The organism is Nitratireductor sp. StC3 (genome assembly GCF_003015025.1).
Lineage (GTDB): Bacteria > Pseudomonadota > Alphaproteobacteria > Rhizobiales > Rhizobiaceae > Mangrovimarina > Mangrovimarina alexandrii.
The window spans coordinates 124,873-138,224 of record NZ_PYBP01000008.1 but is presented as its reverse complement, the minus strand read 5'-3'; the positions used below and the strand labels follow the sequence as shown (position 1 = coordinate 138,224).

Annotated in this window: 14 protein-coding genes; 10 read left to right on the top strand and 4 right to left on the bottom strand. The window is 65.6% G+C overall.

Annotation, left to right across the window (positions count from 1 at the left end; translation table 11 throughout):
- Positions 1–50: 50 nt before the first annotated feature.
- Complete coding sequence (locus tag C7T96_RS16830) at positions 51–425, bottom strand: TIGR02301 family protein (protein WP_106572482.1); 375 nt, start codon at positions 423–425, stop codon at positions 51–53.
- Positions 426–427: 2 nt separating this feature from the next.
- On the bottom strand, positions 428–886 hold the full coding sequence (locus tag C7T96_RS16825) for an NUDIX domain-containing protein (protein WP_106572405.1): 459 nt from the start codon (positions 884–886) through the stop codon (positions 428–430).
- Between the two features lie 89 nt (positions 887–975).
- Here C7T96_RS16825 and C7T96_RS16820 point away from each other — a divergent pair, with 89 nt between their 5' ends.
- Positions 976–1,743 carry an SOS response-associated peptidase gene (locus tag C7T96_RS16820; protein ID WP_106572404.1) on the top strand — a complete coding sequence of 256 codons (768 nt, stop codon included), beginning with the start codon at positions 976–978 and terminating at the stop codon, positions 1,741–1,743.
- A 31-nt stretch (positions 1,744–1,774) separates the two neighbouring features.
- Here C7T96_RS16820 and C7T96_RS24390 read toward each other — a convergent pair whose 3' ends face one another.
- Positions 1,775–2,206, bottom strand: a complete 432-nt coding sequence (locus C7T96_RS24390) for a hypothetical protein (RefSeq protein ID WP_238719729.1) — start codon at positions 2,204–2,206, stop codon at positions 1,775–1,777.
- Positions 2,207–2,342: 136 nt separating this feature from the next.
- On the opposite strand from C7T96_RS24390, the gene cysS reads away from it, so the two are divergent.
- The 6 genes from cysS (at position 2,343) to rarD (ending at position 8,443) form a co-directional block, all read left to right on the top strand.
- Positions 2,343–3,866 (top strand): cysteine--tRNA ligase, encoded by a 1,524-nt coding sequence (gene cysS, locus C7T96_RS16810; RefSeq protein WP_106572402.1) that lies wholly within the window; start codon positions 2,343–2,345, stop codon positions 3,864–3,866.
- A gap of 31 nt (positions 3,867–3,897) precedes the next feature.
- Positions 3,898–4,389: a GFA family protein gene (locus C7T96_RS16805; protein ID WP_106572401.1), complete on the top strand. Its 492-nt coding sequence runs from the start codon at positions 3,898–3,900 to the stop codon at positions 4,387–4,389.
- The gene (locus C7T96_RS16800) at positions 4,386–4,856 is read left to right on the top strand and encodes a GFA family protein (protein ID WP_106572400.1); all 471 of its coding nucleotides are present in this window, start codon (positions 4,386–4,388) and stop codon (positions 4,854–4,856) included. Before C7T96_RS16805 ends, C7T96_RS16800 begins: the two co-directional genes overlap by 4 nt.
- Positions 4,853–5,809, top strand: coding sequence for a prolyl aminopeptidase (pip, locus tag C7T96_RS16795; RefSeq protein WP_106572399.1), 957 nt, complete (start codon positions 4,853–4,855; stop codon positions 5,807–5,809). Before C7T96_RS16800 ends, pip begins: the two co-directional genes overlap by 4 nt.
- Positions 5,810–5,844: 35 nt before the next feature.
- Entirely contained in the window at positions 5,845–7,461 is a 1,617-nt protein-coding gene (cimA, locus tag C7T96_RS16790; protein ID WP_106572398.1) for a citramalate synthase, read from the top strand.
- A gap of 76 nt (positions 7,462–7,537) precedes the next feature.
- Positions 7,538–8,443 (top strand): EamA family transporter RarD, encoded by a 906-nt coding sequence (rarD, locus tag C7T96_RS16785; protein ID WP_106572397.1) that lies wholly within the window; start codon positions 7,538–7,540, stop codon positions 8,441–8,443.
- A gap of 60 nt (positions 8,444–8,503) precedes the next feature.
- Here the strand turns inward: rarD and C7T96_RS16780 are convergent, their stop codons facing one another.
- Positions 8,504–9,112, bottom strand: a complete 609-nt coding sequence (locus tag C7T96_RS16780; protein WP_106572396.1) for a TIGR00730 family Rossman fold protein — start codon at positions 9,110–9,112, stop codon at positions 8,504–8,506.
- Between the two features lie 115 nt (positions 9,113–9,227).
- Here C7T96_RS16780 and C7T96_RS16775 point away from each other — a divergent pair, with 115 nt between their 5' ends.
- Genes C7T96_RS16775 through C7T96_RS16765 form a run of 3 tightly spaced genes read left to right on the top strand, consistent with a single transcriptional unit; the run spans position 9,228 to position 13,339 of the window.
- On the top strand, positions 9,228–11,018 hold the full coding sequence (locus C7T96_RS16775; RefSeq protein ID WP_106572395.1) for a LysM peptidoglycan-binding domain-containing protein: 1,791 nt from the start codon (positions 9,228–9,230) through the stop codon (positions 11,016–11,018).
- Positions 11,019–11,076: 58 nt separating this feature from the next.
- Positions 11,077–11,403, top strand: coding sequence for a metalloregulator ArsR/SmtB family transcription factor (locus C7T96_RS16770; protein WP_106572394.1), 327 nt, complete (start codon positions 11,077–11,079; stop codon positions 11,401–11,403).
- A gap of 37 nt (positions 11,404–11,440) precedes the next feature.
- Entirely contained in the window at positions 11,441–13,339 is a 1,899-nt protein-coding gene (locus C7T96_RS16765; RefSeq protein ID WP_238719730.1) for an ABC transporter ATP-binding protein/permease, read from the top strand.
- Positions 13,340–13,352: the final 13 nt, after the last annotated feature.

The following is a 13,352-nucleotide window of genomic DNA, read 5'->3' as shown; positions in this document are numbered from 1 at the left end:
ATATGCGGAACGGCTTGCACGCCGCGCTTGCGGAAAAAGTTAACGGAGCCTTAATTGCCGAACATTGCCGCGGTATCGCGCGACAACGCCTCGCCCTCCTTCATGTAGCGCTCGATCGCCGCCATGGTCGATTCGGTGCAGGTCACATGCGTCTCGGCGAAGGAACGGTAGCCGCGATTGAAGCGCGCGACGAAGCGGGCCCGCTTGTCCGCGGATGGATTTTCGCTCGCCAGCAGCGCCTCCATCTGCTCGCGCCACAAATTGCCCGTCTCTCCGCACAGATTGCGCAGATAATGCAGCGAACCCAGCACCTCGGCGAGCCGCAACAGCCGCTCTTCATACGGCGCGTCGACGGCGCGCGCCGGTATGGCCGTCAGTGTCGAAAGCGCCAGAACGGCGTAGAGAAGGGCGGTTGTCACGCGCATGGTCATCGATCCTGGCCGCTGATTTTGTCACCAGCAAGACCGGCCGCCACGCCGGTTCCCGCCAGCATGGCGTCGACGGCGCTGCGCATCGACGGCGGCATGGCAAGCGCGCGCGCCTCGTAGAGCGAATACCAGCCGACCGTTTCGGCATCGTCGGCCGCGACCGCCTCGCCGCCGGCATAATCGGCCGCAAACACCGTCAGTCGGAATGTCGATGGGTGGTCGCTGGCCGCCGGCAGGTCGACGACCTGGTGCACGACGAGCGCACCCGCCGAAAGCCCGGTTTCTTCCCTCAGTTCGCGCCGCGCGGCTTCCTCGAGCGTCTCGCCGGCCTCCACCCGGCCGCCGGGAAAGGCATAGACGCCCTTCGACGGCGCGCGTGCGCGCCGCACCAGCAACAGCCGGTCGCCGCGCCTGAGCGCGACCGACACGGCCAGTATGGGCGCTTCAACATGTCTCATGGCCGCAACAGGTAGCCGTCCGCGCGCCGCCGCGCAATCTGTGCCGGCGCCGGCTTGACGCGGGCACCGCCGGCGGCGACCCTGTCGCCATGTGTGGACGGTTTGCATTGACGGCGACGCTCGACGAGGTCGAGACGTTTTTGGGCGTGGCCGGCGGCGAGGATTTCCCGCCGCGCTACAACATCGCCCCGACCCAGCCGGTCCTGGCCGCGCTCGCCGGCCCGCCGCGCCAGCCGGGTTCGAACCTGCCCGACAGGCAGGCGCTGCTTGTGCGCTGGGGGTTCATTCCTGCGTGGGCCAAGAACCAGACGGACCTGCCGCTGCTCATCAATGCGCGCTCGGAGACCGCGGCGGAAAAAAACACCTTTAAGGCCGCCATGCGCCATCGCCGGGCGTTGATCCCGGCCTCCGGCTTTTTCGAATGGAAGCGCCGGGACAAGGCAAAGGCGCAGCCTTATTTCGTGCGGCCGCGCGAGGGCGGGCTGGTCGGCTTTGGCGGGCTGATGGAAACCTATCTCGATCCCGGCGGATCGGAACTCGACACGGCGGCGATCCTGACCACGGCCGCGAACGCTAAGATCGCCGATATCCACCACCGTATGCCGGTGGTGATCCGCCCTGAGCATTTTTCGCGCTGGCTCGACTGCCGCTCTTACCGTCCGGCCGATGTCGCCGATCTTCTGAGCCCGGTCGAGCCCGGCTTCTTCGAGGCGATCCCGATTTCCGACAAGGTCAACAAGGTTGCCAATGCCGGCGCGGATATCCTGGAACCGGTCGCGCTTGCGCCCGCAACCGGCCTTGGCGAGGCGCCCGCTTCGCCCGCTCAGGCCGCGGGAGCCCAACTCGACCTGTTTTGACGGCGTCCGCGCAAGGCGCGGTGGCGCGTGGCTAAGCCGTCCGGCCGGTGGCCGAAACGCCGTTGTTCTCTTTCGCCTTCAGGCAGATCAGGGCCGCCAGAACGGCCGCCGGGCCGATGGCGCGATACTTGCTGGTGAGTGCTTGATCCTCGGCGCGCTGGCGTTCGCGTTCGGCTTCGATCGTGGTGCGTGGCATGGCGTTTTTGAACCTGTCTCGTTCTCGTTCGCGGCAACCGCTGAACGGCCGCCACTTGGGTCTCGATTGCGACCGAAACGTGGCAGTTGCCGCTCTGTTTCCCAGGGTGCGGTGATTCCGCTTAACGGAGGGTTTCTTGCGGGCCCACTGTTGCGTTCCGACAACATGTCCGGCGTCGGCGGCGCGCCAATTCGTCTTGACGGTGGGCGTCGCGGGGGCGATAAAGCCGGCCATGAAAACGCTTGGCGCCATTATCGGCATCTGCATTTGTGGCTAGCGCCCCGCTGGCCCGGTCGTTTTCGTTCCTCTTCACGGTTGAGAAAAACGCCCCGGCCAGTCGGCGGGCGACGGATTTCGGGTAGCGGCCGGCCGGTTCCGGCGGCCGGTGGTGAAGGAAAAACGCATGTCTGAGGCCTTTCGCGGACTACGCCTCTACAACACGCTGAGCCGGGAGAAGGAGGATTTCATCCCCCTCGATCCGGACAATGTGCGCCTTTATGTCTGCGGGCCGACGGTCTACGATTTCGCCCATATCGGCAATGCCCGCCCCGTCATCGTCTTCGACGTGCTTTACCGGCTGCTGCGCCATCTCTACGGCGCCGACCACGTCACCTATGTGCGCAACATCACCGACGTCGACGACAAGATCAACGCGCGCGCGTTGCGCGATTTCGGCGCGGAGATCGGCGCCGGCCGGCTGAGCCTCAATCAGGCGATCGGCAAGGTGACGCAAAAGACGGCCGACCAGTTTCACGAGGACGTCAAGGCGCTCGGCTGCCTCGAGCCTGATTTCGAACCCCGCGCGACCGAATTCGTACTGCCGCGCGACGACGGCAAGACCGACATGGTCGGCTTGATTCAAACGCTCATCGAACGCGGCCATGCCTATGCGGCGAAAGGCGAAATCCTGTTCGATACCGCCTCCATGCCCGATTATGGCCGCCTCTCGCGGCGCAGGCTGGAGGACCAGCAGGCCGGCGCGCGCGTGGCGGTCGAGGCCCATAAGAAGACCCCGGCCGATTTCGTGTTGTGGAAACAGTCGTCCAGCGACGAGCCCGGCTGGGACGCGACCTTCGTCATCGACGGCGCGCGCACGACCATTCGCGGCCGGCCCGGCTGGCACATCGAGTGCTCGGCGATGTCGGCGGCCTATCTCGGCGAGGTCTTCGACATTCACGGTGGCGGGCTTGACCTGATCTTCCCGCATCACGAGAACGAAATCGCCCAGTCGCGCTGTGCCCACGGCACCCAGGCGATGGCGCGCTACTGGATGCATAACGGCTTCCTGCAGGTCGAGGGCCGCAAGATGTCGAAGTCGGAGGGCAATTTCGTCACCATCCACGATCTGCTGCACACCGAAAAATTCGGCGGCCGCAAATGGCCCGGCGCGGTCTTGCGGCTCGCCATGCTGATGACCCATTACCGCGAGCCGATCGACTTTTCCGTGCGTAAACTGGAGGAAGCGGAAGTGGTCCTGATGAAGTGGAATACTTGGACAGAAGGAGTGGACCGAGCCCAACTTCATCGTAGTTACGATCAAACAGAGCCGCTGCTATCAAATTATGTCGAAGGGATTGTTCGGTTGCTATCCGACGATCTGAATATGCCGGCCGTAATCTCTGACATGCACAGCAACATCAGTATGGGGCAGGGCCTAACTGGTGGAGGTCCAAATTCGCTTGCTGCTTCTCTGATTCTCCTCGGGTTTGAGAGTCTGGTAGGCGCACGATGGCCCGCATATGAGATGCGACTGGAACTGGGGGAGCTGAAAGCGGCTGTCGAACGCCGCCTCGCCTTCATCCGCGACAAAAACTGGGCCGAGGCCGACCGCATCCGCGAGGAACTGGCGGCTCAAGGCATTCAGTTGAAGGACGGCAAGGACCCCGAGACCGGCGAGCGCGTTACCACCTGGGAGGTGAAGCGGTGAGGGCGGCGTTGAGGCGTGGAGGAGGCACGCGATGAGCCTCGACAACAAGCCGGTCTATGCCGGCGGCTGCCAGTGCGGCGCGGTGCGCTTTCGTGTCGAGGGCGCGCTCGGCGAGGCGTCGGTGTGCCATTGTCGCATGTGCCAGAAGGCGAGCGGCAATTTTTTCCTGCCGCTGGTGTCCGTGCGCGCCGCCCGGCTCGAATGGACCCGTGCCGAACCGAATCGGTTTCGTTCGTCCAATCACGTGCGGCGCGGCTTTTGCGAAAAATGCGGCACGCCGCTCACCTACGAGGCGCCGGATGGCGTGGCGCTCGCCATCGCCGCCTTCGACCAGCCCGAAGAGATCGCGCCCGTCGTCCAGTGGGGCGTGGAGGCCAAGCTGCCTTACGTGGACGCCCTGCGCGACCTGCCCGGCCGCACGACGCTGGAGGATGAAGCAGCCGGCACGTTCCTGCACGAAATCGCCTCCTTCCAGCATCCCGACCACGACACCGAAACCTGGCCGCCGGAGGACGAGCGATGAGCGATCCCATTACCGGCGGTTGCCAGTGTGGCGCGGTGCGGTTTCGCGCCGGCGGTCTCGGTCGCGCTTCCTTGTGTCATTGCCGCATGTGCCAGAAGGCGTTCGGCGGCTTTTACGGGCCGCTGGTGACGGCGCTGGGGCTCGAATGGACACGTGCCGCCCCGGCGCGGTTCGCAAGTTCCAATCTGGTCCGGCGCGGCTTCTGCCAAAAATGCGGCACGCCGCTGAGTTATGAATATGATGGCGGCGTCGAGATCGCCATCGGTGCGCTCGACGATCCCACGCTGGCCGCACCCGTTGTCCAGTTCAACCCGGCCGACAAGCTGGCCTTCGTCGAAACGCTTCACGGCTTGCCGTGGCGGGTCGCCGGCGAAAGCCCGGCCGCCGAGGCTTTCATGGCTTCGGTCGAAAGCCACCAGCATCCCGACCGCGACACCGAAACCTGGCCGCCGGAAGGTTCGTCATGACCGCGTTGCGCATGCTTTATCCCGAGATCGAACCGTTCGAAACCGGACGGCTCGATGTCGGCGACGGCCATGGCATCTATTGGGAACGCGCCGGCACAAAGGGTGCCAAACCGGCCGTCTTCCTGCATGGCGGGCCGGGCGGCGGCATCGCGCCGGCGCATCGGCGCCTGTTCGATCCGGCCCGCTACGACGTGCTGTTGTTCGACCAGCGCGGCTGCGGTCGCTCGACCCCGCACGCCTCGCTCGAGGCCAACACCACCTGGCATCTGGTCGCCGACATCGAACGGTTGCGCGCGATGGTTGGGGTCGAAAAATGGCAGGTCTTTGGCGGTTCCTGGGGCTCCACCCTGGCGCTCGCCTATGCCCAGGCCCACCCCGGGCGTGTTTCTGAACTGGTTCTGCGCGGCATCTACCTGCTGACCCAGGCCGAGCTTTCCTGGTATTATCAGTTCGGCGTGTCGGAAATGTTTCCCGACAAGTGGGAGCGGTTCGTCGCCCCGATCCCGCAGGCCGAGCGGGCCGACATGATGGGCGCCTATCGCAGGCGCCTGACCGGCGCCGACCGGGCCGCGCGGATCGAGGCGGCCAAGGCCTGGAGCCTGTGGGAAGGCGAGACGATCACGCTCCTGCCCGAACCCGCCACCAGCGGCAAGTTCGGCGAGGACGATTTCGCGCTCGCTTTCGCCCGTATCGAGAACCACTATTTCGTTCATGGCGGCTGGCTCGACGAGGGACAGTTGCTGCGCGACGCCGGCCGGCTCGCCGACATTCCCGGCGTCATCGTCCACGGCCGCTACGACATGCCCTGTCCGGCCAAAAACGCCTGGGCCTTGCACAAGGCCTGGCCGCGGGCCGAATTCCATCTGGTGGAGGGCGCCGGCCATGCCTTCTCCGAACCCGGCATTCTCGACCGTCTTATCCGCGCCACCGACAGTTTTGCGGACAGACCATGACGCCGCGCCACGCGGCCCTGTTTCGGACATCTGATATGACAAAACAGCGCATCTATCTCTTCGACACCACGCTCCGGGACGGCCAGCAGACGCCCGGCATCGACTTTTCGGTCGAGGACAAGATCGCCATCGCCGCGCTTCTGGATGATTTCGGCATCGACTATGTCGAAGGCGGCTATCCGGGCGCCAACCCGACCGATACGGCGTTTTTTGCCGAAAAGCGTACGGTCCGCTCGGCCTTCGTCGCCTTCGGCATGACCAAGCGGGCCGGCGTCTCCGCCTCCAACGATCCGGGGCTGGCGGCGCTGATCGCCTCGGCCTCCGACGCGGTCTGTTTCGTCGCCAAGAGCTGGGACTACCACGTGCGCGTCGCGCTTGGCTGCACCAACGAGGAAAATCTCGACTCGATCCGTGCCTCGGTCGCCGCGGCGGTCGCCGCCGGCAAAGAGCCGATGCTTGATTGCGAGCATTTCTTCGACGGTTACAAGGCCAATCCCGACTATGCGCTCGCCTGCGTCCGGGCGGCCCACGAGGCCGGTGCGCGCTGGGTGGTGTTGTGCGACACCAATGGTGGCACTCAGCCGGCCGAAATTCGCGGGATCGTCGAAAGCGTGATCGCCGCCGGCATCCCCGGCGATCGGCTGGGCATTCATGCCCATGACGATACCGGGCAGGCGGTGGCCAATTCGCTGGCCGCGATCGAGGCCGGCGTGCGCCAGGTGCAGGGGACGCTGAACGGTATCGGCGAGCGCTGCGGCAACGCCAATCTGGTCTCGCTGATCCCGACGCTGATGCTCAAGCCGGTCTACGCCGACCGCTTCGAGACCGGCCTGTCGACCGAAGCGCTCTCCGGCATTTCGCGTCTCAGCCACGCCTTCGACGAATTGCTCAACCGCGCGCCGGAGCCGCAGGCCCCTTATGTCGGCGCGTCGGCCTTTGCCACCAAGGCCGGCATCCATGCCTCGGCGCTGTTGAAGGAGCCGCAGACCTATGAACACGTGCCGCCGGAGGCCGTCGGCAATGCGCGGCGCGTCATGATCTCCGACCAGGGCGGCAAGGCGAATTTCATCGCCGAGCTGAAGCGCCGCGGCATCGCGGTCGCAAAGGACGATCCGCGTCTTGACACGTTGATCGCGCTGGTCAAGGAGCGGGAGGCGTCGGGCTATGCCTATGAAGGCGCGGACGCCAGTTTCGAGCTTCTGGCGCGGCGTACGCTCGGCCGGGTGCCGGACTTTTTCGCGGTCGATTCCTTCCGCTGCATGGTCGAACGCCGTTTCGACGCCAACGGCCAGTTGAAGACCGTGTCGGAGGCAATCGTGCGCGTGACGGTCGATGGCGAAACCAAGCTCTCGGTGGCCGAGGGGCACGGGCCGGTCAACGCGCTCGACATCGCGCTGCGCAAGGATCTCGGCATTTTCCAGAACGAGATCGCCGACATGGAATTGGTCGACTACAAGGTGCGCATCCTCAACGGCGGCACGGAAGCGGTGACCCGCGTGCTGATCGAATCGCATGACGGCGCCGGCGCGCGCTGGTGGACGGTGGGTGTGTCCGACAACATCATCGACGCCTCTTTCCAGGCACTGATGGATTCGATCGTCTACAAGCTGATCAAGAATCGCGAAGCGCAAACCCTGGCCGCGGCACAGTAGGCCAGAAGCGGTTTCACCGCTGATCCATGCGGACATGCCGTTGACCGCGCGTGGGGTCAGGGCGCATAGCACCAATATGACAGTCGACACGGCTCCGGCCGAAAACGCCGCCGCGCGCGGTTTTGCCTTTGCCTTCAGCGCCTATTTCCTGTGGGGGCTTCTGCCGCTCTACCTCAAGCTGGTGGGCCATGTTCCGGCTGTCGAGGTGCTCGCCCACCGTGTCCTCTGGTCGGTGCCGCTCGCCGGCATGGTGCTGATCCTGCTCGGCCGAACCGCCGATGTGAAGGCCGCCCTGCGCTCGCCGCGCACGCTCGCAATGGCCACGCTCACCGCCGCCCTGATCTCGGTCAATTGGGGCGTCTATGTCTGGGCGATCGCGGCCGAACGCACGGTCGAGGCCTCGCTCGGCTACTACATCAATCCGCTGGTCAGCGTGCTGATGGGAGCGGTGTTCTTGAAGGAGCGGCTGTCGCGCCTGCAGATGGTCGCCATCGCGCTCGCCGCGGCCGCCGTCGCGTTGTTGACGGTCAGAGCTGGCGGCCTGCCGTGGGTATCGCTGGTGTTAGCCTTCTCCTTCGCCGTCTACGGCTTTTTCCGCAAGACGCTGCCCATCGGGCCGAGCCAGGGTTTTTTCCTCGAAGTGATGGTGCTGTGTCTGCCCGCGCTCGCCTATATCGCCTGGCTGGCCATGCGCGGCGAGGGGCATTTCGTGCTGACGGCGCCGGCCGACATGCTGTTGCTCGTCGGCTGCGGGGTGGTCACGGCCGGGCCGCTGATGCTGTACGGTTTCGGTGCCAAACTGTTGCGGCTGTCGACCATCGGCATCATGCAATATATCGCTCCGAGCATGATCTTCCTGCTCGCCGTGTTCGTGTTTGGCGAACCCTTCGGCGAAACCCGTCTGCTGGCCTTCGGCCTGATCTGGATCGCGCTGGCGCTCTACAGCTGGTCGATGTACCGCGATCGCGGCACGCCGGCATAGGGAACGCGCCCGGCTTCACGCCGCCTCCGGCTACAAGCCTTCCCGGACGGGGCTGAAACGCTAGAGTCGGTTGATCACCTGGCGGTCGCCGCGCGCGTCCTGGCCTGCCGACGTTTCGGCGACCAGTGTCGGGACGATGTCGTCGACCCGGTCGATGACCAGCGGCCGCACGCGGTCGCCCGTATGGACGAAACCTTCGGCGCGCATATGGTCGAGCAGCGCCAGCATCGGATCCCAGAAGCCGTCCAGATTGGCAAACACGATCGGTTTGGAATGGCGCCCGAGCTGGGCCCAGGTCATGATCTCGACGATTTCCTCCAGCGTGCCGATGCCGCCGGGCAGTGCCACGAAAGCGTCGGATTTTTCGAACATGATATGTTTGCGCTGGTGCATGTCCTCGGTGGTGACGAGTTCGTCGAGCTGGGCAAGGGCGTCTTCGGTGGCCTCCTTGTTCATCAGAAAGCGCGGGATGATGCCGGTCACCTTGCCGCCGGCGCCCATCGCGCCGGACGCGACCGCGCCCATCACGCCCTTGGCGCCGCCGCCATAGACGAGGCGCAGGCCGGCCGCGCCGATCGCTCCGCCGAGCGCCGCCCCGGCCTCGACATAGCGGGCGGAGCTGCCTGCAGATGAACCACAATAAACGCAGATCGAATGAATGCTTTTCATGGTCGCGATTGGTGATCCCCCGGGCTTCGCGGGTCAAGTGCCGCATGCCGTTTTTCTTGTCGCACCGCGGAAAACAGGATAAATCGTCCCTAATCGGCAAAGGACCGCACTCACGATGGTGATTTCGCCGCTCAAGGCGCTTCTGTTTCTGACCGGTGTCTCCGCCGCTGCCGTGTCGACCGCCTATATTAGCGGCGCGTTCGACGGTTTCTTGAAGGAGCCGCCGGCTATGGTCGCGGCCCTGCCGGATGATGGCGCGGCTGCAAAGGCCGATCGCACCGCAAACCGGAATGGGCCCGCCAAGGATGCGCCCTCGGCCGGTCCGGACGTTGAGGGCGAGGCGCAAGCTCCTGAAAACAAAGATATTTTGCCGCCGAGTTTCGATCTGGTTCGTGTCGAGCCGGACGGGTCCGTCGTTTTTGCCGGCAAGGCCGCGCCGGAAGCTTCGGTCGAGATCATCGCCGGATCGCGGGTGATCGCCAAGGCGACCGCGAGCCTGGAGGGCAACTTCGCCGTCATCCTCGACGATCCGCTCGAGCCGGGGAACTACCAGATCGTGCTGCGCTCCACGACGCCCGACAATGTCGTCGCCACCTCCGTCGAAACCGCGGTGGTCGCGATTCCGGAGACCGAATCAGGGCAGGTTCTGGCGCTGGTGGAGGAGCCGGGCAAGCCGAGCAAGCTGATCACCGTGCCCGAGGGTACGGCGACCGAGGACGCAACGGAAGGGGAGGAGGCGACCGATCTCGTCGCGCCCGAACCCCCTGTTCAGGACCCGACGCGGGCGGAGGAGGAAATCGCGTCCGAGCAGCCGGCGCCGGAGGTGCGGACCGACGCGCCGGCCGACGCGGATGCCCAAAATGAGCGTGCGGCGACGCAGGCGGACGAGACGCCGGCCGAAAACGATGGTACCGAGCCCGCCGATCCGCCGGCCACCGCCGACAGGCCTGATGCCGCGGCGGAGGAGCCGGTCGCGGTGGCGGCAGCCGATCGCGCGTCCGAGATGGCCGAGGACGTTGAAGCCGCGGACCCCGCCGAAGCCGCGGACCCCGCCGAGGCGGCGGTGGCACTGCCAGCCGATGAGAAGCCCGCGCCCGCCGATAAACCCGCCGACAAGGCTGCGCCGCAGGTGCGGGTCGAGGCCGTCGAGATCGAGGGGCGTCAGGTCTTCGTGGCCGGCACGGGCGCGCCCGGTCTGATCGTCAGGGTCTATGCCAACGCCATCCTGCTCGGCGAGACGGAAGTGTCGGCCTCCGGCCGTTTCCTGATCGAGACCGAGCGCGATCTGCCGGTCGGCGACTATATCGTGCGCGCCGATCTGCTCGATGATGGGGGCCGCAAGGTCGTGGCCCGCGCCGCCGTGCCGTTCCAGCGCGAACCGGGCGAGGCCGTGGCCGCCGTGGCGCCTTTGCCGTCCGAGGCCGAGAACCCCGCCGAGACGGCACGTGCCGAAGAGGCGCCCGTCGTCGACGAGCCTGCCGATGCGCCGGCGCAGCGGCCGCAGGCGACGGCCGAAACCGTGGCGCCCGCAGCCAACGGCGAAACCGCGGCGGACCAGGACGGCGACGCCGGCGAGGCAGTCGTTGCGGCGCACACCGAACCGGCAGCGCCCGCGGTCGAGGAGGTGCTGGCGCCGAAGCTGCAATCGGTACAGAGTGCGGTGATTATCCGCCGCGGCGACACGCTTTGGCGGATATCGCGGCGGGTCTATGGTCGCGGCGTGCGTTATTCCACGATCTATCTCGCCAATGAGGACCAGATCGAAGATCCCGACCGTATCTGGCCGGGGCAGGTGTTCCGCGTTCCGGATACGTCGGATGACGGTGAAGAAGCCGACATGCAGGCGCTCGAGGACCAGATGACCACGATCGAGGCTAGCGGCGGAGCGACGACCGCCGTCGAATAGCGACGCGGTCGGTCAGAACCTTGCGCCGGATGAATTCATCGTTTATCGTCGATATACGATGAATAATCTCGACATTCCCGGCGCCCCGGCCCGCGTGCAGCGCGATCTGCCTGAACTCGCCGCCGGCTTCGCGGCGCTGGCGCACCCGGCGCGGCTGCGCATTCTGTGTCATCTGGCCTGTCGGGAAGCCTGCTGTTGCCGCGAGATCGTCGATGCGTTCGATCTGGCGCAGTCGACCGTCTCGCAGCATCTCAAAGTGCTGGTCGATGCCGGTCTGGTGCGGTACGTCCCGGAAAACCGCCGCTCGCGCTACATGGTCGATCGGGACGCGCTGGCGCGCCTCGAGGGGCGGATGTCGACCTTTCTGTCCTCGTGCTGTGCCTGAACCCGGCGCGGTCGCAATTCCATCCAGGGAGCCTTGATTGGCCGACAAAACCGTTTCCGCCGATTCCGGCGCCACGCTGAAGACCCTGCGCAATCTGTGGCCCTACATGTGGCCGGCCGACCGCGCCGACCTGAAAATGCGTGTGGTGTGGGCGAGCTTTTTCCTGGTCGCGGCCAAGCTCGTGCTGCTGATGGTGCCGTTCTTCTTCAAATGGGCCACCGACGCGCTCGCCGGCGACGGGGGCGAGCCTTCTTATCTGCCGGCGTTTCTGCTCGCGCCGGTGATGCTGGTCGTCGCCTACAATGTCGTGCGGCTGGTGCAATGGGGCTTCAACCAGCTCCGCGATGCCCTGTTTGCCAGGGTCGGTCAGCATGCCGTGCGCCAGCTCGCCTACAAGACCTTCGTGCATCTGCACGCCTTGTCGCTGCGTTTTCATCTGGAGCGCCGCACCGGCGGCCTGTCGCGGGTTATCGAGCGTGGCGTCAAGGGCATCGAGACGATCGTGCGCTTCACCATCCTGAACACGGTGCCGACGATCCTGGAATTCGCCCTGGTGGCGGTGGTGTTTGCCTTCGTCTACGGCCTTGCCTATGTCGCCGTCATCGCCGCCACCGTGTGGGCCTATACCTGGTTCACGGTGCGCGCCAGCGACTGGCGGATCGCCATCCGCAAGGAGATGAACGACTCCGACACCGACGCCAACACCAAGGCGGTCGATTCGCTGCTGAATTTCGAGACTGTCAAATATTTCAACAACGAGGCCATGGAGGCGCGCCGTTTCGATCGCTCGATGGCGCGCTACGAAAGTGCGGCCACCAAGACCTGGACCTCGCTCGGCTGGCTGAATTTCGGCCAAGGTGCCATCTTCGGCGTCGGCATGACCGTCATCATGGTGATGTCGGCGCGCGAAGTGATCGCCGGCACGCACACGATCGGCGATTTCGTGTTCGTCAACGCCATGCTGATGCAGCTTTCCGTGCCGCTCAATTTCATCGGTTTCATCTATCGCGAGATCCGCCAGGGGCTGACCGACATCGAGCAGATGTTCGACTTGCTCGACGTGCCGCAGGAAATCAGTGACCGGCCCGGCGCGCACGACCTCGCTGCAGGGCAGGGCGCGATCCGCTTCGAGGACGTGCGGTTTTCCTACGACGCAAGCCGGCCGATCCTCAAGGGCATCAGTTTCGAGGTGCCGCCGGGCAAGACGGTGGCCATCGTCGGCCCGTCGGGTGCGGGAAAGTCGACTATCTCGCGGCTCCTGTTCCGCTTCTACGACATCCAGGAGGGCCGCATCACCGTCGATGGCCAGGATGTGCGCGACGTTACCCAAAAGAGCCTCAGGGCCGCGATCGGCATGGTGCCGCAGGACACGGTGCTGTTCAACGACACCATCGCCTATAATATCCGCTACGGCCGCATCGATGCCACCGACGAGGAAGTGCGCAAGGCGGCCGAACTGGCGCAGATTTCCGGTTTCATCGAGCAATTGCCGGGTGGCTACAAGGCCATGGTCGGCGAGCGCGGCCTAAAACTGTCCGGCGGCGAAAAACAGCGCGTCGCCATTGCCCGCACGATTTTGAAGGCACCGCCGATCCTGATCCTCGACGAAGCGACGTCGGCGCTCGACACCCATACCGAGCAGGAAATCCAGGCGGCGCTCGATCTGGTCAGCCAGGGTCGCACCACATTGGTGATCGCCCATCGCCTGTCGACAGTGATCGGCGCCGACGAGATTATCGTCCTCAAGGACGGCCTGATCGCCGAGCGCGGCACCCACCGCGCCCTGCTTGATGCCGGCGGGCTCTACGCGGCGATGTGGGACCGCCAGCGCGAAGCGACGGAGGCCGAGGAGCGTTTGCGCCGCGCCCGCGAGACCGACGAGATGGGTGTCGTGGTGCGCCGCCGCACGCCGGAAATCGATCCCGTCCGCGATTGACGCGTCTCACGCG

Coding starts and splice junctions, on each gene's coding strand:
- C7T96_RS16830 (WP_106572482.1), bottom strand. CDS start 425: ATGCGCGTGACAACCGCCCTTCTCTACGCCGTTCTGGCGCTTTCGACA.
- C7T96_RS16825 (WP_106572405.1), bottom strand. CDS start 886: ATGAGACATGTTGAAGCGCCCATACTGGCCGTGTCGGTCGCGCTCAGG.
- C7T96_RS16820 (WP_106572404.1), top strand. CDS start 976: ATGTGTGGACGGTTTGCATTGACGGCGACGCTCGACGAGGTCGAGACG.
- C7T96_RS24390 (WP_238719729.1), bottom strand. CDS start 2,206: ATGCAGATGCCGATAATGGCGCCAAGCGTTTTCATGGCCGGCTTTATC.
- cysS (WP_106572402.1), top strand. CDS start 2,343: ATGTCTGAGGCCTTTCGCGGACTACGCCTCTACAACACGCTGAGCCGG.
- C7T96_RS16805 (WP_106572401.1), top strand. CDS start 3,898: ATGAGCCTCGACAACAAGCCGGTCTATGCCGGCGGCTGCCAGTGCGGC.
- C7T96_RS16800 (WP_106572400.1), top strand. CDS start 4,386: ATGAGCGATCCCATTACCGGCGGTTGCCAGTGTGGCGCGGTGCGGTTT.
- pip (WP_106572399.1), top strand. CDS start 4,853: ATGACCGCGTTGCGCATGCTTTATCCCGAGATCGAACCGTTCGAAACC.
- cimA (WP_106572398.1), top strand. CDS start 5,845: ATGACAAAACAGCGCATCTATCTCTTCGACACCACGCTCCGGGACGGC.
- rarD (WP_106572397.1), top strand. CDS start 7,538: ATGACAGTCGACACGGCTCCGGCCGAAAACGCCGCCGCGCGCGGTTTT.
- C7T96_RS16780 (WP_106572396.1), bottom strand. CDS start 9,112: ATGAAAAGCATTCATTCGATCTGCGTTTATTGTGGTTCATCTGCAGGC.
- C7T96_RS16775 (WP_106572395.1), top strand. CDS start 9,228: ATGGTGATTTCGCCGCTCAAGGCGCTTCTGTTTCTGACCGGTGTCTCC.
- C7T96_RS16770 (WP_106572394.1), top strand. CDS start 11,077: ATGAATAATCTCGACATTCCCGGCGCCCCGGCCCGCGTGCAGCGCGAT.